The 26,063-nt window shown below is 63.5% G+C and carries 24 protein-coding genes; 22 read left to right on the top strand and 2 right to left on the bottom strand.

Annotated elements, in window-relative coordinates; translation table 11 throughout:
• Nucleotides 1–5 precede the first annotated feature (5 nt).
• Genes ACR42D_RS04750 through ACR42D_RS04720 form a run of 7 tightly spaced genes read left to right on the top strand, consistent with a single transcriptional unit; the run spans nucleotide 6 to nucleotide 6,908 of the window.
• Complete coding sequence (locus ACR42D_RS04750; protein ID WP_484565719.1) at nucleotides 6–797, top strand: ABC transporter substrate-binding protein; 792 nt, start codon at nucleotides 6–8, stop codon at nucleotides 795–797.
• A gap of 21 nt (nucleotides 798–818) precedes the next feature.
• Nucleotides 819–1,451 (top strand): amino acid ABC transporter permease, encoded by a 633-nt coding sequence (locus ACR42D_RS04745; RefSeq protein ID WP_484565718.1) that lies wholly within the window; start codon nucleotides 819–821, stop codon nucleotides 1,449–1,451.
• A 29-nt stretch (nucleotides 1,452–1,480) separates the two neighbouring features.
• On the top strand, nucleotides 1,481–2,212 hold the full coding sequence (locus ACR42D_RS04740) for an amino acid ABC transporter ATP-binding protein (protein WP_484565717.1): 732 nt from the start codon (nucleotides 1,481–1,483) through the stop codon (nucleotides 2,210–2,212).
• A gap of 4 nt (nucleotides 2,213–2,216) precedes the next feature.
• Nucleotides 2,217–2,897, top strand: coding sequence for an amino acid ABC transporter permease (locus tag ACR42D_RS04735; protein ID WP_484565716.1), 681 nt, complete (start codon nucleotides 2,217–2,219; stop codon nucleotides 2,895–2,897).
• Between the two features lie 21 nt (nucleotides 2,898–2,918).
• Complete coding sequence (locus tag ACR42D_RS04730; protein ID WP_484565715.1) at nucleotides 2,919–4,202, top strand: nickel-dependent lactate racemase family protein; 1,284 nt, start codon at nucleotides 2,919–2,921, stop codon at nucleotides 4,200–4,202.
• 35 nt (nucleotides 4,203–4,237) lie between these two features.
• Nucleotides 4,238–5,638, top strand: coding sequence for an FAD-binding oxidoreductase (locus ACR42D_RS04725; RefSeq protein WP_484565714.1), 1,401 nt, complete (start codon nucleotides 4,238–4,240; stop codon nucleotides 5,636–5,638).
• Nucleotides 5,631–6,908, top strand: coding sequence for a (Fe-S)-binding protein (locus tag ACR42D_RS04720; protein WP_484565713.1), 1,278 nt, complete (start codon nucleotides 5,631–5,633; stop codon nucleotides 6,906–6,908). The genes ACR42D_RS04725 and ACR42D_RS04720 overlap by 8 nt, the downstream gene beginning before the upstream one ends.
• Before the next feature lie 479 nt (nucleotides 6,909–7,387).
• On the opposite strand, the gene ACR42D_RS04715 is transcribed toward ACR42D_RS04720, so the two are convergent.
• Nucleotides 7,388–8,530 carry a glycosyltransferase gene (locus tag ACR42D_RS04715; RefSeq protein WP_484565712.1) on the bottom strand — a complete coding sequence of 381 codons (1,143 nt, stop codon included), beginning with the start codon at nucleotides 8,528–8,530 and terminating at the stop codon, nucleotides 7,388–7,390.
• A 352-nt stretch (nucleotides 8,531–8,882) separates the two neighbouring features.
• Between ACR42D_RS04715 and ACR42D_RS04710 the strand changes: the two genes are divergently transcribed.
• The 10 genes from ACR42D_RS04710 to ACR42D_RS04665 all read left to right on the top strand — a co-directional run bounded on the left by ACR42D_RS04710 (nucleotide 8,883) and on the right by ACR42D_RS04665 (nucleotide 20,057).
• A complete protein-coding gene (locus ACR42D_RS04710; protein WP_484565711.1) occupies nucleotides 8,883–9,908 on the top strand; it encodes an autotransporter domain-containing protein in 1,026 nt (341 codons plus the stop codon).
• A 93-nt stretch (nucleotides 9,909–10,001) separates the two neighbouring features.
• Nucleotides 10,002–10,727, top strand: a complete 726-nt coding sequence (locus ACR42D_RS04705; RefSeq protein ID WP_484565710.1) for a glycosyltransferase family 2 protein — start codon at nucleotides 10,002–10,004, stop codon at nucleotides 10,725–10,727.
• Nucleotides 10,714–11,088 (top strand): DUF2304 domain-containing protein, encoded by a 375-nt coding sequence (locus ACR42D_RS04700; protein WP_484565709.1) that lies wholly within the window; start codon nucleotides 10,714–10,716, stop codon nucleotides 11,086–11,088. Before ACR42D_RS04705 ends, ACR42D_RS04700 begins: the two co-directional genes overlap by 14 nt.
• 81 nt (nucleotides 11,089–11,169) lie before the next feature.
• Complete coding sequence (locus ACR42D_RS04695) at nucleotides 11,170–12,075, top strand: alpha/beta fold hydrolase (protein WP_484565708.1); 906 nt, start codon at nucleotides 11,170–11,172, stop codon at nucleotides 12,073–12,075.
• Between the two features lie 20 nt (nucleotides 12,076–12,095).
• Nucleotides 12,096–14,093 (top strand): hypothetical protein, encoded by a 1,998-nt coding sequence (locus ACR42D_RS04690; RefSeq protein ID WP_484565707.1) that lies wholly within the window; start codon nucleotides 12,096–12,098, stop codon nucleotides 14,091–14,093.
• A 30-nt stretch (nucleotides 14,094–14,123) separates the two neighbouring features.
• On the top strand, nucleotides 14,124–15,890 hold the full coding sequence (locus ACR42D_RS04685; protein WP_484565706.1) for a glycosyltransferase family 9 protein: 1,767 nt from the start codon (nucleotides 14,124–14,126) through the stop codon (nucleotides 15,888–15,890).
• 53 nt (nucleotides 15,891–15,943) lie between these two features.
• Entirely contained in the window at nucleotides 15,944–16,681 is a 738-nt protein-coding gene (locus ACR42D_RS04680) for an ABC transporter permease (protein WP_484565705.1), read from the top strand.
• Between the two features lie 110 nt (nucleotides 16,682–16,791).
• Complete coding sequence (locus tag ACR42D_RS04675; RefSeq protein ID WP_484565704.1) at nucleotides 16,792–17,397, top strand: ABC transporter ATP-binding protein; 606 nt, start codon at nucleotides 16,792–16,794, stop codon at nucleotides 17,395–17,397.
• 80 nt (nucleotides 17,398–17,477) lie between these two features.
• Nucleotides 17,478–18,755: a glycosyltransferase family 4 protein gene (locus ACR42D_RS04670; protein WP_484565703.1), complete on the top strand. Its 1,278-nt coding sequence runs from the start codon at nucleotides 17,478–17,480 to the stop codon at nucleotides 18,753–18,755.
• Nucleotides 18,756–18,851: 96 nt separating this feature from the next.
• On the top strand, nucleotides 18,852–20,057 hold the full coding sequence (locus ACR42D_RS04665; RefSeq protein WP_484565702.1) for an FkbM family methyltransferase: 1,206 nt from the start codon (nucleotides 18,852–18,854) through the stop codon (nucleotides 20,055–20,057).
• A gap of 10 nt (nucleotides 20,058–20,067) precedes the next feature.
• On the opposite strand, the gene ACR42D_RS04660 is transcribed toward ACR42D_RS04665, so the two are convergent.
• Nucleotides 20,068–21,165: a glycosyltransferase family 4 protein gene (locus tag ACR42D_RS04660; RefSeq protein ID WP_484565701.1), complete on the bottom strand. Its 1,098-nt coding sequence runs from the start codon at nucleotides 21,163–21,165 to the stop codon at nucleotides 20,068–20,070.
• A 540-nt stretch (nucleotides 21,166–21,705) separates the two neighbouring features.
• Between ACR42D_RS04660 and ACR42D_RS04655 the strand changes: the two genes are divergently transcribed.
• The 5 genes from ACR42D_RS04655 to hydG all read left to right on the top strand — a co-directional run bounded on the left by ACR42D_RS04655 (nucleotide 21,706) and on the right by hydG (nucleotide 26,057).
• A complete protein-coding gene (locus ACR42D_RS04655; RefSeq protein ID WP_484565700.1) occupies nucleotides 21,706–21,927 on the top strand; it encodes a Nif11-like leader peptide family natural product precursor in 222 nt (73 codons plus the stop codon).
• A gap of 433 nt (nucleotides 21,928–22,360) precedes the next feature.
• Nucleotides 22,361–23,620, top strand: a complete 1,260-nt coding sequence (locus ACR42D_RS04650; RefSeq protein WP_484565699.1) for a [FeFe] hydrogenase, group A — start codon at nucleotides 22,361–22,363, stop codon at nucleotides 23,618–23,620.
• A 13-nt stretch (nucleotides 23,621–23,633) separates the two neighbouring features.
• Entirely contained in the window at nucleotides 23,634–23,966 is a 333-nt protein-coding gene (locus ACR42D_RS04645; RefSeq protein ID WP_484565698.1) for an iron hydrogenase small subunit, read from the top strand.
• A 407-nt stretch (nucleotides 23,967–24,373) separates the two neighbouring features.
• Nucleotides 24,374–24,616, top strand: a complete 243-nt coding sequence (locus ACR42D_RS04640; protein ID WP_484568437.1) for a TM1266 family iron-only hydrogenase system putative regulator — start codon at nucleotides 24,374–24,376, stop codon at nucleotides 24,614–24,616.
• Between the two features lie 16 nt (nucleotides 24,617–24,632).
• Nucleotides 24,633–26,057, top strand: coding sequence for a [FeFe] hydrogenase H-cluster radical SAM maturase HydG (gene hydG, locus ACR42D_RS04635; protein ID WP_484565697.1), 1,425 nt, complete (start codon nucleotides 24,633–24,635; stop codon nucleotides 26,055–26,057).
• Nucleotides 26,058–26,063 lie beyond the last annotated feature (6 nt).

The following is a 26,063-nucleotide window of genomic DNA, read 5'->3' as shown; positions in this document are numbered from 1 at the left end:
AAACCATGAAACATTGCCTGAAAATCCTGGTCGCGTTCACCGTCCTGTGCGGGCTGCTGGGCATGACCAGCCTGGCCAGCGCCAATTCCCTGGAAAAGATCAAAGCCAAGGGCGTCATGCTCATCGGCACCTCCGCCGATTATCCGCCCTACGAGTTCAAGGACGCCAACGACAAATTCGTCGGCTTCGACATGGAACTGATCACCGAGATCGCCAAGCGCATGGGCGTCGAGGCGAAGATCGTGGACATGGGCTTCGACGCTCTGATCGCCGCCCTGAAGAACGGCAAGGTCAACGCCGTCATCGCCGGCATGCAGGCGTCCGCCGAGCGCGACAAGGTCGTCGACTTCTCCAAGGTCTACCACAACATTTCCGACGCGTTCCTGGTCAAGGCCGGTTCCGGCATCGTCATGAAATCCCCGTATGACGCCGCGGGCAAGAAAATCGCCGTCCAGACCGGCACCATCCAGGAAAAATGGGTCAAGACGCACCTCGTCGACACGGGCAAGACCTCCGCCGACGACGTGTTCTCCTACGAGCGCGTGGACCAGGCAGCCATGGACGTGGCCGCCGGCCGCGTCGATGTGCTGTTCATCATCTCCGATCCGGCGAAATCCCATGCCGAAAAGGCCGGCCTGGAGATCGCGCTGATCACCACCGAGACCGTTTCCGCAGGCCAGTCCATCGCCATTCCCGAAGGCGAGACCGAATTGAAGGCGGCGATTGACACGGCCATCGACGCGATCGTCGCCGACGGCACCATGCGGAAGCTCATGGACAAGTACGGTCTCTTCTAGCAGCGCAACGGCGCAGTTCAGATGCTGGAGACTCTGCAATACATCCTCCCGGGGCTGAGGGTGACCCTGACGGTCACCCTCATTGCCCTGGGCATGGGGTTCATACTCGGCACGTTCACGGCCGTCCTGAGGGTATACGGCGGTCCCGTGGCCTCCCTGGCGGCTGCGGCGTACAGCACCATCGTCCGCGCCCTGCCGGTCGTGGTCATCATTTTCATCCTCTATTTCGTGATCACGGCGTTCGTCGACCTCGACCCGTTCTTTTCCGGGGCCATCGCCCTCGGCATAACGAGCGGCGCCTATCAGGCCGAGCTCTTCCGAGGCGCCATACTGTCCGTCCCCTCCAACCAGGTGACGGCGGCCAGGGCCATCGGGATGAGCAGGTGGGTCGCCATCCGGACCATCGTCCTGCCCCAGGCCTTCCGGCTCGCCATCCCCGCCTGGAGCAACGAAGTGACCCTGGTGCTGAAGGATTCCTCCCTGGTCTTCGTCATCGGCGTGCCGGAAATCCTTCGCCGCGCCCAATACGTGGGCGCACGGACGTTTGAGCCGCTTCTCGCCTTCGGCACGGTCGCGCTCATCTATCTCACGCTGACGTTTCTCGCGACCAAGGGCCTCGCCTTGTTGGAGAACCGGTACAAATTAAGCCTGTAGGCCACCATCTTATGAGCAACAATCCCATCTTGAAAATTGAAGCCCTCAGGAAATCCTTCGGCAGCGACGAGGTCATCAAGGGCGTGGACATGACCGTTTCCGCAAGCGAGGTCGTCTTCATCATCGGCCCGAGCGGGACCGGCAAAAGCACCCTGCTCAAGTGCCTGAACCTGCTCGACAGGCCCACGGGGGGAGCCATCTACCTGGAAGGCAGGGAGATCACCGCCAAGGACGTGAACGAAGACGAGGTCAGACAGAAAATCGGCATGGTTTTCCAGGACTTCAATCTGTTCAACCATCTGACCGTCATGCAGAACGTGACCGTGGGCATGCGCAAGGTGCTCGGCATGGACGCGGGGAGCGCCCAGAAAAGGGCGACCGCCGAACTGCGGCGCGTCGGCATGGCCGACCATGCCGACAAGTATCCGTCCCAGCTTTCCGGAGGCCAGAAACAGCGCGTGGCCATCGCCCGCGCCCTGGGCATGAACCCGAGCATCATGCTGTTCGACGAGCCGACCTCCGCCCTGGACCCGGAACTGACGCACGAAGTCCTGACCGTCATGCAGAAACTCGCCGAGGAAGGCGTCACCATGATCATCGTCTCCCACGAGATGGGATTCGCCAGGGAGGCCGCCACCCGGGTCGTGTTCATGGATGAGGGCGTCATAGTCGAGGAAGGAACCCCGGCCGAGGTATTCGGTTCGCCCTCTTCCCCGCGCACCAGGCAGTTTCTCGCCATGATGGCGAACATGGAGGCGTAGCGCCTTGCTGGATTTTCTCGTCTTTGCCCGGGAAGCGCTGCCAGACATGCTTTCGGGAACGGTGATCACCATCAAGCTGACCTTCGGAGCGATCGTCTTCGGGTTCCTGATGGGCCTGCCCCTGTCCATACTCCGCACGTATGGCCCCAAGTGGCTCCAGCCGCTGCTGACGGCCTACATCAACATCTATCGGGGCACCCCTCTTCTGGTCCAACTCTTCGTCATCTATTACGGGCTGCCGGACCTGGGCATCACCTTCGACCGCATGACCGCAGCCTACCTGACGCTGGCCCTCAACTCCAGCGCATACCAGGCCGAGTACTTCAGGGGCGGGTTCCAGGCCGTGAGCAAGGGGCAGATGATCGCGGCCCGGGCCATCGGCATGAGCCGGACCAAGGCCATCCTGCACATCATCCTGCCCCAGGCGCTCCGGCTGGCGGTTCCCGCCTGGACCAACGAATTCATCTCCATGGTCAAGTACACGGCGGTGGTCTTCCTCATCGCCGTACCAGACCTGATGAACAAGGCGAAGATGATCTCCAGCCAGCAGTTCGCGCCCATTCAGAGCTACCTGCTCGCGGCCGTCATCTACCTGGTTCTCGTGGGCATATGCAGCGCGATCATGCGGTATGCGGACAAGAGGCTCGCGATCCCCGGCCTGAACATCCACCCCGAGGGACACTAGGCCGCCCGGCAGAACCGAACAATGAGCACAATGCGAGACATCATTCTGCCCGACCGGAACAACGACGTCTGTTTCCGGATCGAGGAACGGCTGTTGGGCGAGATTGTCGCCCCGCGCGGCACGACGCCCGGCCTGTCTCCCGATGCGGCCATCCGGGCCGCCCTCGACGCACCCATTCGATGCAAGCCCGTCAGGGACATGGCAACATCCGGGAGCCGGGTATGCGTCATCATCGACGACATCACCCGCATCACCCCCACCCATCTGATCCTGCCCCACGTCCTGCGGGAGCTCTCCGAGGCGGGCGTTCCCGATGAGGCCGTTTCCATCACCGTGGCCCTCGGCACGCACCGGCCCATGACCGAAGACGAAATCCGGACCAAGCTGGGCGAGGCGGTCGCCGACAGGTACCGGATCGTCAACGCCCCGTCCTGGGACGAATCGAACTTCCAGTACCTGGGGACATCGAGAGCCGGCATCCCCGCATGGGTGCACAAGTCCGTCGCCGAGGCGGACGTCCGCATCGGCATCGGCATGATCACGCCGCACCTCGACGCGGGATTCAGCGGCGGAGCGAAAATCATTCTTCCCGGCGTGTGCGGCGCGCGGACCGTGGAGGCCTTCCATGCCGGGATGGCATATGTAGACGAAAACCAACTGGGAATCACGGACGCAAAGCTCAGATTGGACCTCGAGGCCTTCGTGGCCGAGACCGTCCCCCTCGACTGTATCGTGAACGTCGTGCTGGACAGGTCGGACGAGGTCTATGCCTGCGTCGCGGGGCACCCGGTGGCGGCGCACCGTGTCGGCGCCGAGCGCTCCATGGAGGTCTACGGCACGCCCGTGTCGCGCAAATACCCGGTCGTGGTGGCCAACGCCTACCCGTGCGGCGAGGACTTCTGGCAGGCCACCAAGGGGTTGGCCGCGGCCGAGGGGATAACCGAAGACGGCGGCACCATCATCCTCGTGGCGGACTGCTCCGAAGGCTTTGCCGAACACCCCCGCTTTCCCGAGTATTCGGCCCTCGGGGTAGGCGCCATCCGCTCGCTTCTCGAATCGGGCGGGGCGGACGACCCGGTGGCCGCGGGCGAGGCGGCCGCCCTAAGCCGCATCAGGTCGCGTTTCCGCCTCTCGCTGGTTTCGCGCGGCATGCCCGGCCGGAAAACGGATTACGGCTTTTCCAGATTCGACACCATCGAAGCCGCCGTGGCCGATGCCCTGGCGCGGGTGGAGGACGACGGCGACAGCAGCGTGGCCGTGCTCACCCACGGCGGATTTTCAGCGCCGTACCTGAGCGCAATCTGAACCTGCGGATGCCGCGCACACAACCGGAGAACGTCATGAACCAGACACTGCGAAGCAAATTGACCGCCCTGCTGGGCAAGGACAGGTGCCTGACCTCGCCTGCCGACTGCATACCCTACGGGGTGGACGCCAGTCCTTTCCAGGTCCGGCCCGAAGCGGTCCTGCTGCCGGACACCACGGACGAGGTGGCGGCCATCCTGGCGCTGGCCAACGAATACGATTTCCCGATCACGCCCCGTGGGGCCGGGTCCGGCCTGACCGGAGGCTCCGTTCCCGGCTGCGGCGGCGGCATCCTGTCGCTGGACCGCATGAACAGGATACTCGAGATCGACACGGACAATTTCACCGCGGTGGTCCAACCCGGCGTCGTGACCGCCGAACTGAACCGGGCGGCGGCGGCGCACGGGTTGTTCTTCGCCCCCGACCCCGCCAGTGCGGGGTTTTCGACCATCGGCGGCAATATCGCGGAAAACGCCGGCGGCATGCGCGCGGTCAAATATGGCGTGACCAAGCACTCCATCCTCGGACTGGAAGTCGTCACGCCCACGGGGGCCATCCTGCACACCGGGTCCAAATGCCTCAAGGACGTGGTGGGCTACGGGCTGACCGAACTCTTCGTGGGCTCCGAAGGCACTCTGGGCGTGATCTGCAAGGCGATCTGCAAACTGATTCCCCTTCCGGCAGAACGGAATCTGGTCTCGGCCGTGTTCAGGGACATGTCCTCGGCGGCCGCCACGGTGTTGGCCGTTCTCCATGCGAACATGCAGCCTTCCGCCATGGAATTTCTCGACAGGAACTGCATCCGGGCGTTGGAAGAGCATCTGTCGATGCCGTATCCCGCCGACGCGCGGGCGCAATTGCTCATCGAAGTCGACGGCGACCCCGAGGACGTGGCGCGCAGGGGGCAGGCGATCCTGGATATCTGCGCGGCCCACTCGGCCATGGAGCTGAAGCTCGCCCGCAGCCCCGAGGAGCAGGATACGCTGTGGCGCGCACGGCGAACCCTGCACAACGTCCTGGGAAAGATGAACGACCACTGGCACGATGAGGACGTCTCGGTCCCCGTGGGCCGCATCCCCGCCATGCTCGACCGGCTGGAGGCCATCCGAAAGGAATACGGCCTGCTCATGCCCAACCTCGGCCACTTCGGCGACGGCAACATCCATATCAGTTACGCGGCCCCGGCGGGCGAACTCACCGGGGAACAGCTCGAAATCATTTCCGAACGCATATACGAAGCCACGGCGGAGCTGGAAGGACGCATCGCCTCCGAACACGGCGTCGGCCTGGCCAAGAAGGAGCGGGTCGGCTGGAACCTCTCGCAGGATGTACTCGACGTCATGCAGGGCATGAAACGGCTCATGGACCCCAAAAACATCCTCAACCCGGGCAAATGCTTTCCCGGCGCGTCGTGTCCCGGAGGCGGGAATGACTAATCCGGGCTCCGGAAAGCCGTTTCAAGCGCTGCGCAAGGAACTGGACAAGTGCATCCGGTGTGGCGAATGCCGTACCGTCTGCCCGGTATTCGCGGTGCAGCGGCAGGAGAAATTCACTCCCCGGGGCAAAATCGCCCTGGCCATCGCCGCAAACGACACCAGCCTGGAACGGGACGACGCCTTCCGGGAGACCTTCTCCAACTGCCTGCTCTGCCTGGCGTGCGTGGAACGATGCGCCCAAGGCAGCGCCACGGACAAGCTCGTCCTGGAGGCACGGGCCGCTTCCGCCGCCGAACACGGCACTCCCACGGCCCAGAAGCTGGTCTACGCCGGGCTCAAGTCCGGGGATACGGCGCTCCGCGCCGCCGCCGCGATACAAAAGCTGTTGTTCAGGAAAATTCCCGAATCGAGCGGCATGCACAGACGGTTCCCCCTGCCCCTGGTGGGAAGGGACCAGATGGTGCCCGAACTGGCCGGCACCCCGTTCCGCCAGGCGCACGGAAACCGCTTCAAGGCCAGGGAAGGGGCCGGACAGGTCATCTTCTTCACGGGGTGCATGGTCAATTACGCATACACCGGGATCGCGGAATCAACCGTCCGGGTGCTGAATGCCCTTGACGTCGACGTCCTTGTCCCGGACGCCCAGACGTGCTGCGGCGCTCCCATGCTCCTGAACGGAGACGTGAAGGCCTGGAAAAAGCTTGCCCGGAAAAACCTGGACGCCCTGCGCCCGGATTCCGACGTCCCGGTGGTGGTCCCCTGCTCCACCTGCGGCATGACGCTCAAAAAGCACTACCCGCAACACCTGACGGGCAAGGACGCGGACCAGGCGGCGGCGCTGTCCGCCAGGACCATGGATATCTCGGAATATCTGGTCAAAGTGATCGGCGTCGACGCCATCGCCGAGCGGATCTCCCACCCCCTCGACACGGACATCACCTACCACGACCCGTGCCACCTGAACCGAGGGCAGGCTGTGCGCCGCGAACCGCGCCAGCTCGCGGCCCTCGCCGCGGGCAGGTCCCTGGCGGAGATGGACCGCCCCGACCGATGCTGCGGCATGGCCGGAACCTATTCGCTGGTCCAAAGGGACACGTCCCTCGCCATCCGAAAGGCCAAGATCGACGACATCGAAAAGACCGGTGCGGATTTGGTCGCCACGGGTTGCCCGGGCTGCATCTTTCAATTGGCAAGCGGCCTGCACGAAAGCGGCTCGGCCGCCCGGGCGCTCCATGTCGTGGAAGCGCTCGCCCGCGCCATGGGCGTGTGAAACGCATTCAAGCGCTCCGGCCATCCCGGCATCGTACCCGGCCGTGACGGCCGAGCGGATGATGCGCCCCACTTTTCTCCCCGCATCCTTCATCGCTTGAAATCACACATTTTTCCCTGCCATACTGGGAAGATAACGAGATATGCCTTTTTGCCCAGGAATACGAGAATTCCCAAAACAAGTTCAATTATTTCAGTATGTATCTCCCATACATTTTCCTCGAAATCAGAAGACGCCAACTCGACTTTGATCTATTTATCCAATTAAATCAGCTAACTATCTGATTACCAGAGCCATTTTTTGTTAGGCCGCGCCTGCGGGACCGACCGGACCTCCCTGCCGACAAGCAGTCGACTTGAATCGGGACTGGGGGCGGCTAATACCCCATGCGGTTGACGGCTTTCCGGTTATCTGTATCCGGCATGCCGAATGGACACTGTGCCGCGCGAGGTCTACGCAACGCCTTCGCCGCCGCGTGCTCAGCGGGAATTTCCTTCCGGGGGCTTCTTTGCTTGCGCGTATACGTTGTCCAGGGCCGACGCCGTGCTCTGGATGGTGAAATGGGTTTCCAGGCGAAGGCGGCCCGCCCTGCCCATGGCCTTTCCTTCCTCCGGGTGTTCGATCAGCCATTGCAGGGCTTGGGCGAGGGCCTTGGCGTCACCGGGGGGAACCACCAGGCCGGTGACGCCGTCCTGGTTGACCCAATCCACGCCGGAGCCCGCAATGGCGGCGCTGACCAGGGGCACCCCGTACCGCATGGCTTCCAATTGAACCACGCCGAAGGCCTCGGCCCGGTCCACGGAAGGGAGGCAGGCCACCGTGGCCCGCTGCTGCAGTTCGCGAAGCTCCCGGTCCGGCAACGCTCCCGGCAACTGCACCCGGTCGGCGAGCCCGAGCTCCCGGACCATGTCGCGGATTCTCCCGTGCAGCGGACCGTCGCCGACGATGATGAACCGCGCCGACGGGACCAGCCGGGCCGCCCGGACCAAGGTCTCATACCCCTTGTAATAGGCGAAGCGGCCAACGCTGAGGATGACGGGCTCCGTCTCACGGCTGAGTTCCGGCCCTTCCGGGTAACGGGCGAGATCGATCCCCAGGGGCACCATGACGCATTTGTCCCGCCAAGACGCCAGGGCGCGACTCGCCCGGGCATACGGCGGGGAGGTGGCGACCACCCGCCGCGCCCGCGCCAGGCTGTTGCGCTCGAACAACCGGTAGACAGGGTAGACCGCGCGGAGCAATTTTCCGGGCAATCCGTCCACATCCGCATGCCAATGGATGACCAGAGGCGCGCAGGCGGGAAACAGGCCGGTGAAAAGCACCGCCGGATTGGGCAGGTGCAGATGAAGGATCTCGGGCCGCCATTCGCGGACAAGACGTTGCAGATGCAGGGGAAACAGCGGGGAAATGGGAGCAAAGCCCAGGTTGCACAGGATGCGCACGCACACCGAAAGGACGCCGTCCGAAACGGCTCGCTCGGTCGCCCTCCCCGGGCACGGCTGATGGCACAGCACGGCGACGTCGTGCCCCCGGCGGACCTGTTCGGCGGTCAAGTCCCTGACAAAGGTTTCGATGCCGCCGCGTTCCGTGTGATGGAACTTGCTGATGTGGAGGATGCGCATGTCTGATTCCGGGTACACCAGACCCCGGCCTGAATCAACTTGATCGAGAACAATCCCCGGCCCCCGGCGCCGGAATATGGATGAACAAAAAAGTGAGGCAAAAATGTCGGACTTCTTTACACCCGCCTATTGGCGTGCTAGGGCTTCTCTAACAATGGTTGTCCATCCCGGAGTGCCTCGGCAAACGGCGACGGACGCGTAAGCGGGTGGACGATCTATCGTTCCGTATCATAAAACAGTTGACAGACTCGATTTTTTTTGTAGTGTGGGCAATATAATTTTAGAAATGTAGCCCAGCCGCGCGCAGGCCATCCCGGCCTGTCTACGTGGCCCAACTTGGGAGAAGGATGCCATGAACCGTTTGATCTTGCTGGTTGCTGCCATCGTACTGCTCGCCGCTCCTGCGGCGTTTGCCGAAACGAACGGCCAGGAACAGGCCAATAGTGACATTGTCCGGACTTCGGGCACCCAGGCCGTTATGGCCATTACGAGCCGTATCGCCACCGTAGCGGGCGCCGGCGCGCGGGGCGGTCAGGTCACCCAGGTCAGCCAGCTGGACGACAACGGCAACTTCAAGTTCAATACCAACGCCAGGGATGTCGGCCTGGCCTCCGGTGACGCCGCCGCCGACATCGGCATCTGGGGCATGGGATCCTACATCAATTTCAGCAGTTCCGCCAGCGGTGGCCGGTACGACGCCGATTACTACAGTGCCTTCGCAGGCGTCGATTGGCGCGCCACCTCCGATTTGCTGATCGGTATCGCCGGCGGCTACGGCAGCCTGGACCTCGATAAAAAGGGTTGGAACAACGGCACCGACGACGGTTCCCTGAAGACCGACTACGAATGGACTGTCCTGCCCTACCTGGCCTACAACTTTACCGAAAACACCATTCTCGACGCCGCCTTCGGTTACACCGCCAGCCGCTACGCAGACAGCGACGGCTCCGACACCGGCCACTATGACGCGACCCGTCTGCTGACCAGCATTGGCCTGAGCCAAAACTACATCATCGACGCGTGGACGCTGACCGGCCGCCTGGGCTACATGTACATCGACGGCGACATGGGCACCTTCTCCCGCGGCGGAACCGACATCGCCAACCCGGACAACTACCTGGGCCAGATCAGCGGTGAAGCCAAGGCCGCCTACCTCTACGATTTCGGCCTGGAGCCCTACGTTTCCCTGCGCTACATGTACGACGTCCAGACCTCTTCGACTCCGGTCGGCTCCGACTATGACGAGTTCGAAGGCATCCTCGGCGCGAACTGGTACGTGGACGACGCCGTGACCCTCGGCCTCGAGGGCGGCGCCAGCATGGGCCGCACCGACTACGAGGCGTACAGGGGCCAGTTCTTTGTCCGCTACGAGTTCTAGCCACAGCAACCTGCGAATCTGATGAAAAGGGCGGCTTTTGCCGTCCTTTTTTTTACTTGAATCCCCTGTCCGCCAACCGCAGCGGGGAGTAACATGAGCACCCCCTCCCGTGTCGCCGTCGTCATCCCGGCCCTGAACGAGGCCCCCACCATCGGCTCCCTGGTGGAGCGGGTCCGGCGGCTCGGCTACTCGGTGTACGTGGTCGACGACAACAGCGGGGACGGCACCCTGGCCGAGGCTGTCGCGGCCGGGGCCGTTGCCCTCAGGCTCCCCTACACCGCCGGGGCCTGGATGGCCGTTCAGGCCGGACTGCGCCATGCGTCCGGGCAGGCTGAACACGAGTATTTCGTGACCATGGACGGGGACGGCCAGCACGAGCCCGAGTACATACCGGACCTGGTCAGGGCCTATGAGCGGGGAGGCGTCAACACGCTCATCGGCAGTTGCCCACAGCGGGGCAGCAGGGCGAGGCGGCTGGCCTGGCGGCTTTTCGCACGGCTGACGGGCCTGGGAATCGTGGATCTGACCTCCGGCTTCAGGCTGTACGACCACAAGGCGCTGGACGTGCTGCTGTCCGGGGAAGGCATGCTGCTCGACTACCAGGACGTCGGCGTGTTGCTCCTGCTGCGGCGCAATGGCGTGATTTGCCGCGAATACCCCATCTGCATGAACGAGCGGGTCAACGGCCACTCCCGGATTTTCGATTCCTGGCTGGACGTGGGGCGGTATATGGTGAAGACTTTCATCTGGATTTTCGTCGATCGAATAACCGGCACCAGGCAAAGGTGCAGCGGACGGGAAGGACATGACGCTTTTTAATCAGGTATCCACGGCGATTGCCGTGGTCGTCGGCAGCGTGATCATCTGGCTGATCCGCAGGCAGCGCATCGGGGTCTACCAGACCGCGCTCTGGCTGGGCGCCGTGTTCTGCCTTGTCCTGTTCGGGGTCTTCCCGTCCATCCTCGACTGGCTGGGCGGGCTGCTCGGCGTGCACTACCCGCCGATCCTGCTGATCATCGTCAGCCTGTGCATCCTGCTCGTCAAGCTGTTGACCATGGACATCGAATTGACGCGCCATGAAACCACCATACGGGTCCTGACGCAGAAGATGGCCGCGTACGAGGCGCAGCTCCTGGAGCTCAGGAAGGAAATGGAAAGGGCTGACGGCGACGGCCGTTGACGGCTCGGCCGGGCGGCGTTTGATCTCGTGGAACACGGCAACCCGCATGCCGTGGAAAGTCGACAAGGAGTTGGCCAGACTATGCGGACGATCCTCCCAGGAAATTCCCTGCACGGCGACGGCAGCTTTGCCGAGCCCCCGTCCGAACCCGGAGAAACCGCGTCCGCGCCCCTGCGCCTTGTCCGCCTGGTGGCCGTCGCGGCCCTGGCCGCGCTGCTCCTGGCCGGTTGTTTCGGGCGGACGGACCCGGCCATGCTGGCCAAAAGCGCCGACCTCGCCCCGGTCTCCTATTCCGGAAAACACTTCGACCTGATTGGTTTCGAACGCGGGACGAGTCCGGTGCTGCGCGTCTACATCGAGGGCGACGGCCTGGCCTGGCGGACCCGCAACCGCCCTTCCTCGGACCCCACACCGAGAACGCCCGTCGGACTCATCCTGGCCACGGCGGACCCCCATGACGCGGTCTTCTACCTGGCCCGCCCCTGCCAGTACGTGAAGGACGGGCAACGCCGCAACTGCGCCGCCCCGCTGTGGACCTCGGCCCGTTTTTCGGAACCCGTCATCGCCGAAATGAACGCCTTTCTCGACCAGGCCAAGGCCCGGGCGCACGCCGACCGGGTCCGGCTGCTGGGATATTCGGGAGGCGGCTGCGTCGCGCTCCTGCTGGCCCAGCGGCGGCAGGACGTGGACGCCGTCGTCACGGTGGCCGGAAATATCGACCACCCCTTCTGGACCAGCTGGCACCGGGTGTCCCCCCTCCGGGATTCCCTCAACCCCCTGGACGACAAGGCGGCCCTGCGCGCCATCCCGCAACTGCACATCGTCAGCCGTGACGACGAGGTCATGCCCCCGGCCATCGCCCAGCGGTACGCGGCCGAGCTGGACGCCCCCGGCAACGTCCGGGTCGTCACCGTGGACGCCGTGGACCACACCGGGGACTGGCAGGACGTCGTGCCGGGCATCCTGGCCCGGAGCGGACTATGGTAGGGCCCATGGAGCGCACTCCGTTGAACAGAACCATCCTGGCCGGGCTCTGTGCGCTGGCGGCCGGCGTTCTCCTGAATTTCCTGCTCGCCGGACACCACGCCGCCCTGCTTCAGGGGGCCGGATGCCGGGTGGACGGCGTCCTGGCGGTCACCAACAACGACGGCTACTACCATCTCGACCACGCCCGGCGGCTGGCGGTCCAAGGCACGGCCCTGTCCGGGCCGTGGACCGGCTCCATGCTGCTTGCCCGGCTGCTCGCCCTGCTGGGCGGGGCCGACATCCCGGGCCTGCTCGGTGCGGCCGCCCCCCTGGGCCCGGTCCTCGGGCTGACCATGCTGCTGGCGGTCCTGTTCTGGGCCGGGGAAACCGAGGACGCCGCCATCGTGGTCCTGGCCCCGCTGCTGGCGCTGCTGTCGCCATACTGGATCGACCGAACCCACCTCGGCGTGGTCGATACGGACGTGTTGAGCCCGTTTCTGGCCTATGCCTCGCTCTACTGCGTCATGCGCTTTTCCACTTCGGCCTCGCGCCGCTTCGCCTGGGCCGCCGGGTATGCCGCGCTGCTTGGCCTGCACTGGCTGTGGTGGAAGCCCGGTGCCTTCATGGCCGTGGGCTTCATCGGCTGCTACCTGGTCTACCCGCCCCGGCAACGAGGAGACCTGACAGCCAAGCTGGCGCTTCTGGCCGCCATAGGCTGCGCGGCCGCGCTGGTCCTGGCCCGGATGGCGCCCTTCGCCGACGGGTACGACTACATCGCCGCGCACATGGCACTGGCCTTCGGCGGCACCAATGGCTCGCTGTTGAGCGACGCCATCATGGAGCTGCACCCGCTCACGCTCGCGGAGCTCGGCGACAGGGCCCTGGGGTCCGCATGGCTGCTGCCGCTCTCCCTGATCGGCGCGGGCCTCTATGGACTGCGCTTCCGGTGGAAGAGCCTCTTCCTGCTCCTGCCCGGCGCGGCCTTCGGGATCGCCGCCCTGTTATCACGGCGCTTCATCCCGTTTTTCACACCGGCCGCCGCCCTGCTCGCTGTCTACTGCGCGGCCACGGCCTGCCGTCTGGTCGCCGCGCGGATGGCACCGGACCGGGGACGGCGCATCGGCCTGTTCGGCTCCCTGGCGGCGGCCGCCGTGATCCTCTTTGCCGGAGCCGGAACCCGGGCCGCGGAATACGTCCCGGATTCCTACTTCTCGGCGCAGGACTTCGCCCTGGCCGGGGAACTCAAGCAATCGTTCCCGCCGGACACGACCGTCTGGACCTGGTGGGATTACGGCTACTTCTTCCGATTCCTGACCGGCATGCCGGTATATTTCGACGGCGGTTCGCAGACCGACGCCACCTGCTTCACGGCCGCCTATCCGCTCATGCAGCCCGGCCAGCGGACCGCCGCCCGATGGATCCGCTATTTTGCCGGGCACCGCGATACGGCATTGGACCTGTCCCGGCGGGGAGAACAGTGGCCTCGGTACATTGCGGAATTCATGGCGACGAACATGCAAGGGGAAGCGGACACGCCGTTGTCCGTGGCCCTCTGCCTCCCGGCGCGCGTCTACACCACGGTGGGCTATCTGTACGCTTTCGCGCATGTCTTCGACGAGCACCCGCCCGCCGTGGCCAACCACCTGGATCTCTTCGACAAAGACGACTTCCGCTACGACAGAGAGGCAGGGACCGTCGTGGTGCCGCAGGCGGTGGTGGACAAGGGGTACAGCGGGTTCGGCAGCGTCCTCGATCTGACGGGGAAAACGGTGGGCCAATTCGATTTCGCCGCCCTGCCCGACCCGTACCTCGCCTATTCCGAACACACCGATTTCCTGGCCGTGACCGACAGGGCCATCGTCCGCTCCGTCCTGTTCCAGCTGCTGGGGCTGTACCGGAGCGAACCGGTGCTCTTCGAACCGGTCCGAGCCTTCGGCCTGCACACGGGCGGCCTCTGGCGCATTGGAATTAACGGCGAAAACACAGTACACACTCGTGAAGAACAAAAAGAGACGGCGCTTCAGCCCCACGAAAGCTGACGGCCGGCAACTTCAAACAAGAAGCAGAGCATGGACACCATGACCTTGGATCAAACGAACACGGAGAAACTGGCGTACAACGGAGACAACGAATACGTTTACCGGTACATCGCCACATCCGAAGTCGAGTTGTCCTCCATTGACTCGAAGTACATCCTCCTGGCCTACGTGCGAGGGCTCATAGAGAACGCCGCGTCCAAGGGAGGCCACGGGCAAGAGCCCCTGGCCGATGGACCGCAAGGACGGCTCCCCGCCGCCCTGGACCGCCTCCTCGCAATGCATCCGGGACAGATTGAAACCGTGCTCGCCCATTATGACTCGGCAAATTATTTCTATCGGCAGAAATTCTTGGAACAGGCCCTGCAAGCACTGGAAAAGGCCAGGGAGCAGGCGACGGGAAGGTTCCCGGAATGGGAGCAGCGGGCCTCCCTGGACATGGCCTCGATAACGCTGCAGCTCGGAGAACCGGGAAAGGCTGCGGACATCCTGGTTCCCTACATGGACAGGCCCTATCTGTTCGCCGACAAGACCCTGTTCGCGGACATCGTCGACCGCTACGCGGAAGCCGAGCTCCATTCAGGCAACGCCGACACCTTCATGCGGCTGCAGTGGAAACTGGCGAGCAGCATCCGCACTGTCTCGCGGGCCAAAAAGCTGATCATCGCCTCGCGCGGCGTGTTGGCGACCCTGACCGCCCGCAACCCCGAGGCCACTCCGGCCGCCAAACTGCGCATCTTTCCCCTGTGCTGCGCCTCGCTGCTGGGGAAGCTGCCGCTGGTCGGGCCGCTGATCACACGCGCCGTGGGCTTCGGCTACCGCGCACTCGGCTTTTCCTCCAACCACGTCGGCGGCAATACCCTCGCCATGCTCTCCGCTGGGAACACAGGGGGGTCGAAACCCGATGGGCGGCTGCCGATCCTGGTCACGCGCGCGATGGGAGGGATCGGCGACATCCTCATGATGACGGCCGGATTGACGGAATTACAGGCGAAAGATCCTTCCAGGCCCGTCCATTTCGCCGTTCCCGGCCCGTTCCTGCCGCTGCTGAAGGGGCTGCCCGGGGTCACGGTCACGGATATCAACGAAACGGTCTTCCGCAAGAACGACTACAGCGTCCTCTACGACCTCACGACCTGCCCGGCAAGCCGCATCGAGGGGCTGACCGCGCCGGACGTGAAACTGTCCAGGATCGAAATATTCGGCAAGGCCATGGGCATCAAGGGCCCGAGGGGTAGGGACTGGAAAACGCACTACCGTGTGACCCAAGAGGAGGCAGCCGCAGCGGAACGCTTTATCTCGTCGGCCGGTGCGGACGGCCGGAAACGGATCGGCATCCAGCTCCACTCGGATGAAAGGTACCGGGATTACCCGTTCTTTGCCGACCTGGTTCGGATCCTGGCCCGGGATAACGCCGTGTTCCTGTTCCACAACAAGCCCATCGAGGGCTTCGAGCATGAAAACGTCCATACCGTCGACGACAAGCCGCTCCGGGAGGCGCTGGCTATTTTCTCCCTGTGCGACGCCGTCATCTGCCCGGATTCGAGCTTCATGCACATCGCCGGGGCCCTGGATATCCCGTGCGTCGCCCTGTTCGGGCCGACAAGCGCCGAACAGCGGACCAAGCACTACCCGAGCGTCGACTATCTCGACGCCAGCGGCACCATACACTGCGTGCCGTGCTGGAGGAACGAATACTCCCCCTGCAAACTCTCGGGGACAAAGGAATCACAGTGCATGAAGGCGATCCGCGTCGAGGACATCCTGAAAACGGTCGAATCCAAACTATCACACAGCTAATCATCCGGCACTGTTACATGAATTATACGGTTACTCATTTCATTCGGGTCGTGTTGGCACTGGCGAAGTGCCAGTTCATCCTGCGGTACCGCAACGCCATGTTGGGCTTCTTCTGGGCGGTCGGCGAGCCCTTCATGTTCCTGGGCGTGCTCTCCATCGTCTTCGCGCAGATCAACAAGCAGCCCTTGGCCGAATACGCCTTGTACCTCTTCAGCGGGCTCATCCCGTGGAAATTTCTTGAGAGCACCACGCTCAACGGCATGGAATCCATCGTCGGCGGACGCTGGCTGCTGACGCAGATGGACACGCCCGCCGTGACCTTTCCCTGCGTCAGCACCGTCATCGGGGTGTGGGACCTGCTGTGCACCTTTGCCGTGGGGTCCGTCTTCTTTCTCCTCCTCGGCGCTCCGGCGGGCGGGCCGCTGCTTGTCCTCCCCTTCGCCTTTCTCGTCTGGCTCGTGCTCGCCAACGGGCTGGCCGTGCTGTCGGCGACGATCTTCGTCTTTGTCCGCGACATAAAGCCGATAGTCCAGATGGGGCTGATGCTGCTCTTCTTCTCCTCGATCATCCTGAACATGGAATCCAACATCGATCCGCATTCGCTGTACGGTCAGTTACTGCGGTTCCATCCGATGACGAGTTTCGCCCACCTTTTCCAGGACCCCCTGTACTGGAAACGGTTCCCGAGCCGGGCCGACTGGCTGATCTCTTCCGGCATAGCGGCAGGTATATGGTTGTGCAGCGCGGCGTTTCTGCGCAGAGTCCGCTCGAAAATCTATTTTTACCTATGAGATATACACTCGAAAACGTTTCCGTCAGATACTCTCTGGTACGCAACAAGGGATGCGGCCCTCTCCTGTCACGGGTTTTCCTGGGGCGGAAACCGGCCTACCACGAGGCGTTGAAATCGCTCAGCCTTGAGATCGACGACCATGAGATCATCGGCGTCATCGGTCGGAACGGGGCGGGCAAGAGCACCCTGCTGCGGCTGTTGTCCGGGATCATCAACCCGACCTCCGGGACGATCCGCCGCCAGAAGGACGCCAAGGTGGTTCCCCTGCTCTCGCTCGGCATCGGATTCCATCCCGAGTTGACCGGGCTCGAGAACTGCCGGTTGTCCGGGCTGCTGATGGGACTGAGCAAGGCCGAGCTGGCCCGACGGATGGACGACATCATCGAGTTCGCGGACATCGGCCGCTTCTTCCACGAGCCCGTGAAGACGTACTCGTCGGGCATGTACGCCCGGCTGGCCTTTTCCCTGGCCACGTCCGTTGATCCCGATATCCTGCTGATCGACGAGGTGCTCGGCGTGGGCGATGCGGTTTTCGCCCAGAAATGCACCGGCCGGATCAACAAATTGCTCAAACAGGGCACCACGGCTATCATCGTTTCCCATGACCTCAATTTCCTCATGGAAAATTGCAGCCGGATGATCCTGCTGGACAAGGGGCGATGCGTCGCGGACGGAAACCCGGCCGAAGTGGCCCGACGGTACGCGGAGATATAGGGACCCGCCCGCGACCGCCGAAGACGCGTTCCGGGGCCGCAACGAACGGACATGCTGCACCTCAGCACTCTGGACTTGAAATGAAGATATTGGTGGACGGACATAAGTTGGGGCAACCGGAGGGGACCGGGATCTCCACCTATGCCCGGAACCTGACGGCGTCCCTGACGGCTCTGGGACACGACGTGTCCGTCCTGTACGGCTACCATGCGGCCCCCGGAAGCGGCGGAAAAAACGGCCAGCTCGATGAAATTTCCTTTTACGCCCCCCATGCGTACACGGGTTTTTCCGACGCGACGCTGTGCGAACAAATGGATATACTGAAGATCGCGTTCAGGAACCTCGTTCGCGGCGCGGCCTGCCATGAGATCGGGACGGACGGGGCCGCAGGCGAGCGTTCCCTTGAAGACCGGGTGCCGCCGCATTGCCGCGTTCTGAGCAGCACGGCGGTGTACACGGCCTCCTGGGCCATTTTCTTTCTGACCGGACGGTTCCTGACCGTCCACGCGCCCGGCATCGATGTGGCCCACTGGACCGCCCCCCTGCCCGTCAGGCTGGCCACCGGGCGCAACTACTACACCATCCACGACGTCATCCCGGCCAGGCTGCCGGACACGACCCTCGACGACAAGCCCCTGTACATGCGGCTGCTGCGCAGGATCGGCAAAACCGCGGACAAGATCATCACGGTCTCCGAGAACTCGAAAAGGGACATCGCCGCCCTGTGCCCGGAGGCGGGGGCCAAGACGCACAACACGTACCAGGCCGTGGAGATACCGCCTTCCCTGATCCGGGAGGACGCGGCGCTGGCCCCGTATCTCGAAGAGGCGTACGGCCTGTCTCCCGACGGATATTTCATCGCCGTAGGTGCGATCGAGCCCAAAAAGAACTACGGGACACTGATCGAGGCCTATCTGGCCGCGAACGTGCAGAGCCCGCTGGTCATCGTCGGGCCGTTCGGATGGAAATATGAACGGGAGAAGCGGACGTTTGAGGAGCTTGCGCCGGGGCGGAAGATCATCCACCTCGAATACGTGCCTTTCAACGCCCTCGTCGCCCTGGTCCAGGGGGCCAGGGGGCTCGTTTTCCCGTCGCTCTACGAGGGATTCGGGCTGCCGGTGCTCGAGGCCATGACCCTGGGCACGCCGGTGATCACCTCGAACACGAGTTCCCTGCCCGAAGTAGGGGGCGACGCGCCCCTGTACGTCGACCCGTATCGGCCCCGGGAGATCGCCGAAGCCATCCACGCGCTGGAGAACGACCGCGAGTTGCGGGATCGGTGTCGCGCCAGGGGCAGGGAACAGGCCGGACAATTCACCCCGGAAAAATACCGGGAACGGCTGGCGGCCATATACTGACGTGCGAACGGCCCTAGCGGCCGCGGCCCGTGCCGAATCCCGGCGATGCGCGGACGGGCCGGGACCACGGACAACCTTTAGAAACAGGAAGATGCGGTGAGTATTATCAAGACGATGTGGCAAAGCGAAGTGGAACGGAAGCTCGACCGGATACTGAACGACGTCGATTTCATCAAGAACCGGACGTCTGCATATCTGGGCAGGAATGAATCGCTGACCTACCTGAAGGACGAGACGCCGATCTTCGTGAACACGGACGACATCGGCTGCCCGCTCAACTTCATCAACGGCGGCATGTACGAGGAAGAGGAGTGGGGCGTGTTTCTTTCCTACCGCACGCCCGACGGGACCGCCCTGGACGTGGGCGCGAACCTCGGCGTCTACTCCCTCCGGCTGGCGCCGTACCTCCGCCAGGGCAGAATCCACGCCTTTGAACCCAACGGCAGGATCCGGCAGCTGTTTTCGCGCTCCGTCTTCCTGAACGGCTACACGCACATCATAGACATCAACGGCTGCGCCATCTCCGACCGCGACGGCGAGGCCAGCCTGTCCCTGCCCGAAGACCACGCAGGCGGGGGAAGCCTCGAAGGCGGCGAGGGCAACGGCGGCGTGGTCCAGGTCCGCACCCTCGACAGCGTCCTGCCCCAAGGCACGAGCGTCACTATGATCAAGCTCGACGTCGAAGGCCACGAACTCAAGGCCCTCACCGGCATGCTCCCCGTGCTCAAGCGCTCCCCGGACGCGGTCCTCCTCTTCGAGAAGCTGGCGGCCGACAGCGACATCGCCGACGATCTGTTCGAACTGCTCGGTTCCCTCGGCTACCAGGTGTACGCCATTGCCGGAACGACCATCCGACAGACCGACCATGGCGAGTTCACGAGCACCGGTGGGTATTTCCTGGCCGGACGCCCGGAGCGCATCGAGGATGGCGGGCTCGAAAGAAACTTCGTGGATATCTTCCCGTGCGATTTCAACATCCTCAACGGCGGCACGGAGAACGGCGCGTACCGCTCGCAGACCGGGGACTGCCGCGAGGGCGACATCCTCTTCCACGGTCCCTACTGGTATCTGCCCAGGGGAGCCTACCGGCTGACCATCGACGGCGAGATCAACGGCCCCTTCGACCTCGATATCAGCGAACGCTTCGGCTACAAGGTCGAATCGCTCCGCCTTGTCCCGGGCCGAAACGAGTACGATTTCATCGCCTATCGCGATCTGACCAAATTCGAGTTCGTCCTGCGGACCGGCAACAAGGGCGGCGATATCTCGCTGAAGAAGATGCGCCTGCGCCGGATGGGCTAACGCACGGCCGTCAGGGATGCTTCGCCTCGTAGGCGGCCAGAAGCGCCTCCTTGGTCAGCCGCGCGGTCCGCTCCCATGAGAACTGTTCGGCCCGCTCCAGGGACGCAGCCGACTTCGCCCGGCGAAACGGTTCATCCGTCCCGAGCCGCTTCATGATGGAGACGAGTTCCTCAACGGCGCGGGGGCCGCTCAGGTAGCAACCGGCCTCCCCGGCCACCTCGGGCAGGCTGGCCTCCCTGGTCAGGATCACGGGACAGCCGCAGGACATGGCCTCCAGCACCGGCAGGCCGAACCCCTCGTAGAGGCTGGGGTAGACCAGGGCCGTGGCCCCGCTGTACAGGCAGGCAAGGGCATGGTCGGAGACATAGCCGACATCGAGCGCTCCCCCGGGGAGCTTCCCGCCCCAACCGGACCAGCCCGCGATGACCAGCTGCGTGTCCGGGTTCCCGTGCACGGCCTCGAAGAGGAGGGAGATGTTCTTCCTGGGGTCGTTCGTGCCGACAAACAGGAAATAGTCCCCGCGTATGCCGAGCTCCCGCTTGACCGCCTCGACCTCTTCCCCCTGCCGGGGGTGGAACAATTCCCTGTCGCAGGCCAGCGGCGTCACCGCGACGGGTCTCGAATCCACGTCGTGCGAGGACAGCAGCTCCCGGCGGGTAAAGTCGGAAACCGACACGAACGCGTCGACCAGGCGAAGCCGCTTGGCGAAGAATCTGTTGTAATAGCGCACCCGCTCGGCGGGGTGGAACTGCGGATATCGCTCCAGGGAGAGGTCGTGCACGGTCAGCAGCGTGGCCACGCCGTCCTGCACGCGAAAGGGGAACATGGCCGTTTCATGGTAGACGTCGAACTTCCCGGACAGAGACAGCATCCTGCGTTCCCGCACACGGTGCAGGGCCAGCCGGATCAGATACGATATCGACGGCGGCAGTTTCCAGAACAAGGCGGCCTTCGCGGACCAGCGGTCGAGATCCTGCGCACCGGAGGGAAGGGAACTCACGGCGTCCACGCCGTCGAAATAGCGGAACTCGAACAGATCCGAATATTGTTGCTCCATCACCGAGTACAGCGATTCAACATACCGTCCGATCCCCGTCTTAACGTTCATCAACGGGATCGCGTTCACCAAGACACGAATCTTCATCACGGATACAACCGTCCCCTTATGCCGCCGCAGCCGCGACGTGTCCTGTTTCGACAAATCCGAATCGACCCATTCGCGTTTGCTATCAGGAGTTGCGAATAAAATCTAATCAGGTCCGCCGGTAATCACCGAACGGTACTTGCCATTCAGGGACACGCCAATCCCCCGAGAAACGGTTTTGACGACAATATCCGCATGTATTTCATTTCCTGCTTTTAACTCCGGGAACGGTAAAATAACCGCCTGGCGGCCCGCGCGCGGGCATTGGCCGCACGAAACGGCCCGTTTTTTCCGTCCCGATCCCTGTCTTTCGCGCGTCCGGCCGCCTCCGCACGCAAAAAACGACGAAATCCCTGCTTCAGCGGTTAGTTGACGGTGCTCTTTGGCCCACGCTAAAGATAACCATTGATTGAGTCCGGTTTTCCGCGTGCCCCTGTTCCGCGTGCCGACTCTTTCGACCCGGATAAAGCCATACCCCGTTTTTCGCCAACAAGGAGCACCGCCATGTCCAAAAAAGAAGTGGAGCGTCTGCTGATCGCAGGCGGAGAAAATAAGACCGTAAAAGGCAAGTACAACGCCATCTCGACCAAGGAAGCCTTTGTGGCCGCGGCCAAAGAGGACGGATACGACTTCACGGTCGAGGAGCTGGACGAGGTGCTGCGGGAATCCGGCGACGATTTCACCAGGACCGGGAATCCGCCCGCGCGCATGATCTGGTGGACCTAACCCCTTTTCCCTGCCTTGCGGGACCCATGCGCAACGCGTGAGCCCGCAAGGCAGGCTTGTCTTGATCTAACCCCCTCCCTCATTAGCGCACCGCATTCCGGCCACTGCACGGGAATCGGGCTAAGCCGCCCGCGACGGCTTCACCGCGCCTCCCTGGCCGATTCGCTTCGCTCCCGTTCCCCGATTGCCTCACCTTCATCGCTCCGGCAGGCCGCGAGTCCCTTTCCGGGGCCTGCGTCTTGACATGTGTACACTTTTTAAAATAGTAGCCATATTGTGTTATTAATTTTATATTTATGCTAACCGGTCCGTTTCCTGTCAGGGGGAGGCCGTTAGCCGAGGAGGGTATCCTATGTCAGGATGCGCACCCAAGTCCGCGCCGGCAGTGGTGCCGGCGGACCTGTCTTCAATCCACCCCAACAAGGAGGGCACAATGAAACCGATTGAAGGCGTGATGACCCAAACAAACGCACCCAGGGGGATCGACCCGGACGGCCTGTATTTCGTCCAGGTCGACGCCACCAAGTGCGAAGCCTGCGGTACCTGCGAAGAGGTCTGCGCGACCGGGGCGATCCAGTCCATCAACGACGAAGGCATCCGCCAGGTGGTGGACCCGGCGGCCTGCATGAACTGCGGCCAATGCCTGGTCAACTGTCCCTACGGCGCCATCTACGAGGGCGTGTCCTTCGTGGACGAGATCTTCGAAAAACTGAAGGACCCCGACACCGTGGTCGTGTCCATGCCCGCTCCCGCCGTACGCTACGGCCTGGGCGAATGCTTCGGCGACGCCACCGGCACCTACGTGGGCGGGCAGATGCACGCGGCCCTGCGCAAGCTCGGCTTCGACTACATCTGGGACAACGAGTTCACCGCCGACGTGACCATCATGGAGGAAGGCACCGAACTCATCCAGCGGGTCAAGGAACAGGGCCAGAAGGACGCGCGTCCCCTGCCCCAGTTCACCTCCTGCTGCCCGGGCTGGATCAAGTTCGCCGAGACCTTCTACCCCGACCTGCTGCCCAACCTGTCGAGCTGCAAGTCGCCCATCGGCATGCTCGGCCCCCTGGCCAAGACCTACGGCGCGCACGAGACCAAGGTCGCCGCCAAGAAGATCTACACGGTCTCGATCATGCCGTGCATCGCCAAAAAGTACGAAGGGCTGCGCCCGGAGATGGCCGACAGCGGCTTCCGCGACATCGACGCGACCATCAACACCCGCGAGCTGGCCTACATGATCAAGACCGCGGGCATCGACTTCAAGTCCCTGCCCTCCCAGGGCCCGGACCCGATCCTGGGCGACTCCACGGGCGCGGCGACCATCTTCGGCAACTCCGGCGGCGTCATGGAGGCGGCCCTGCGCCTGGCCTATGAGGTCTTGTCCGGCAAAACCCTGAAGGACCCGGACATCAAGGTCGTGCGCACCCACGAGGGCATCAACGCGGCCGACGTGGACGTGCCGGGATTCGGTACGGTCAAGGTGGCCGTGGCCAGCGGGCTGAAGAACGCGGCCCAGCTGTGCGACGAGGTCCGCGCGGGCAAATCCCCGTACCACTTCATCGAGATCATGACCTGCCCCGGCGGCTGTGTGAACGGCGGCGGGCAGCCGCTCGACCCCGAGATCAGAGCCTCCCTGTTCCGCAGCACCGTGGCCCAGATCAACAAGCGCTTCCGGACCCGCAAGGCCGGCGCATAGGGAGGAGACCGCAATGAAAATGAACAGACGTGGATTCATCAAGGCGTGCGGCTTCATGGCCGGCTACACCGTGCTCGGCTTCAACATGGCCCGCGAGGCGGCGGCCAGCGTCATGAGCTTCGTCGGCCTGCGCCAGCAGTCCGTGTACAACGCCGACGCCAAGATCTACAAGATTCGCAAGTCCCAGGACAACCCGATGATCAAGAAGCTCTACAACCACGAGACCGGTTTCCTGCATGAAGGCCCGTGCGGCCACATGTCCCACCACCTGCTGCACACCCACTACGTGGACCGCAGCGCCCGGGTGGCCGCCCTCAAGAAAAAGGGCTACAAGTTCAACTTCTAAACTCGACAGCTTCGACCTGCGGCAAGGACCACTCTGAGCCTAGGGCCGATAGCTCCCTTCTCCCCCCTCCCCCCTCGATTTCCTTCCGAACGCCCTCCCGCCGCGTCTTGGCATGTACTTTTATCGTGATACTTTTTTTAAAAAGTTATGCGCAACGTATAATTTTTTCTTGATCAGTAATATTATTTCCCGTAAGAGTTGAGCCCGGAACACCTCCAAACCGGAGAAGATCTGCCTGCGGGAAGGGTTCGCCTGAACCACAGGGTGGAGCCGCCTGGCCCTGCCCTATTTCCAAGGCAGGGACACCGTCCAGACGCTCCATCCCGTTTCCGCAAGCAGAAGGCCCGGGAGTGCTAAACCGGGCTTTTCTCTTTGCGGAGCCAATCCACGAACAGGGAGGAACAATGATGCAGAAGCGACTCGGCATCATCGGCATCATCATCAAGGACAGGCAGCAGGCGGCCGGCACGGTCAACTCCATCCTCAGCGACCATGGCGAAATCATCGTCGGGCGCATGGGGCTGCCTTTCAGAGACAGGGGCGTCAGCATCATCGACCTGATCATCGAGGCGACCACCGACGAGGTGGGGGCATTGACCGGCAAGCTGGGCAATCTCGAAGGCGTTCGGGTCAAATCACTTCTCGTATAACCAACGGAGGCAACCGATGAAACAGGACAGCACGCTGGGCGAGGGCCTGCACAATTTCGTGGACGAAGCGACCATCCGGGAAGAGATGGCCCGCTTCGAAAACCCGGACCCCGGGCGCATCCGGGAGATCCTGGCCAAGGCCAGGGAAAAGCTGGGGCTGGACCCGGACGAGGCCGCCGCCCTGCTGTACAACAAGGACTTCGACCTGGACGAGGCCATCTTCGAGACGGCCATGCACATCAAGAAGGCCATCTACGGCAACCGGCTGGTGGTCTTCGCCCCGCTGTACATCACCAATGAATGCAAGAACCGCTGCGCCTACTGCGGCTTCAAGGACACCAACAAGGAGCTCGACCGGCGCACCCTGACCTCCGAGGAGATCAAGCGCGAGGTGGAGGTCCTGGAGGACCTGGGCCACAAGCGGCTGCTCCTGGTCTACGGCGAGCACCCGAAGCTCGGCGCGGACTGGATCGCCCAGACCGTGCGCGACGTATACGCCGTGACCTCGAAGAAGAGCGGCGAGATCCGCCGGGTGAACATCAACTGCGCGCCCCTGGACGTGGAGGGATTCCGCAAACTCCACGAGGTGGGCATCGGCACCTACCAGTGCTTCCACGAATCCTACCACCGGCCGACCTACGAGAAGCTGCACATGTCCGGACCCAAGCGCGACTTCCTGTGGCGTCTGCACGCCATGCACCGCGCCCAGGAGGCGGGCATCGACGACGTGGGCATGGGCGCGCTCTTCGGCCTGTACGACCCGGTCTTCGAGGTCCTCGGCCTGCTCCACCACGCCCGCCAGCTCGAAAAGGACTGGGGCGTGGGGCCGCACACCATCTCCTTCCCCAGGCTGGAGCCCGCCCTCAACGCGGACATCGCCTACAACCCGCCCTATCCGACCACGGACCACGAGTTCAAGAAGATCGTGGCCGTGCTCCGGCTGGCCGTGCCCTACACCGGGCTGATCCTGACCACCCGCGAGAATTCCGAGTTCCGCAGGGAGCTGATCGAAGTGGGCGTGTCCCAGCTGTCCGGCGGCTCGCGCACCTATCCCGGCGCGTACGCCGACCCGGAATACGACCGGCCCGACGTGCAGCAGTTCTGCGTGGGCGACAGCCGCAGCCTGGACGAGGTCATCCGGTCCATCGCGGGCGAGCACGGCTACGTGCCGTCCTGGTGTACGGCGTGCTACCGGCTGGGCCGCACCGGCGAGCACTTCATGGAACTGGCCAAAACCGGGTTCATCCAGAAATTCTGCCTGCCCAACGGGCTGCTGACCTTCAAGGAATACCTGGAGGACTACGCCTCGGAGGAAACCAAGGCCGTAGGCGAGGCCCTGATCCGCAAGGAGGTGGAGAACTTCCCGGACCCCGACCGCAAGCATCTGCTGACCGACCGGCTGGCGCGCATGGAAGCGGGCGAGCGGGACCTGTACCTGTAACCCCGG

This window comes from Pseudodesulfovibrio sp. lm2024 (genome assembly GCF_051175575.1).
In the GTDB taxonomy this organism is placed as follows: domain Bacteria; phylum Desulfobacterota; class Desulfovibrionia; order Desulfovibrionales; family Desulfovibrionaceae; genus Pseudodesulfovibrio; species Pseudodesulfovibrio caledoniensis.
Note: the sequence above shows the minus strand (reverse complement) of the source record. Positions and strands in the feature narration are given on the sequence as shown.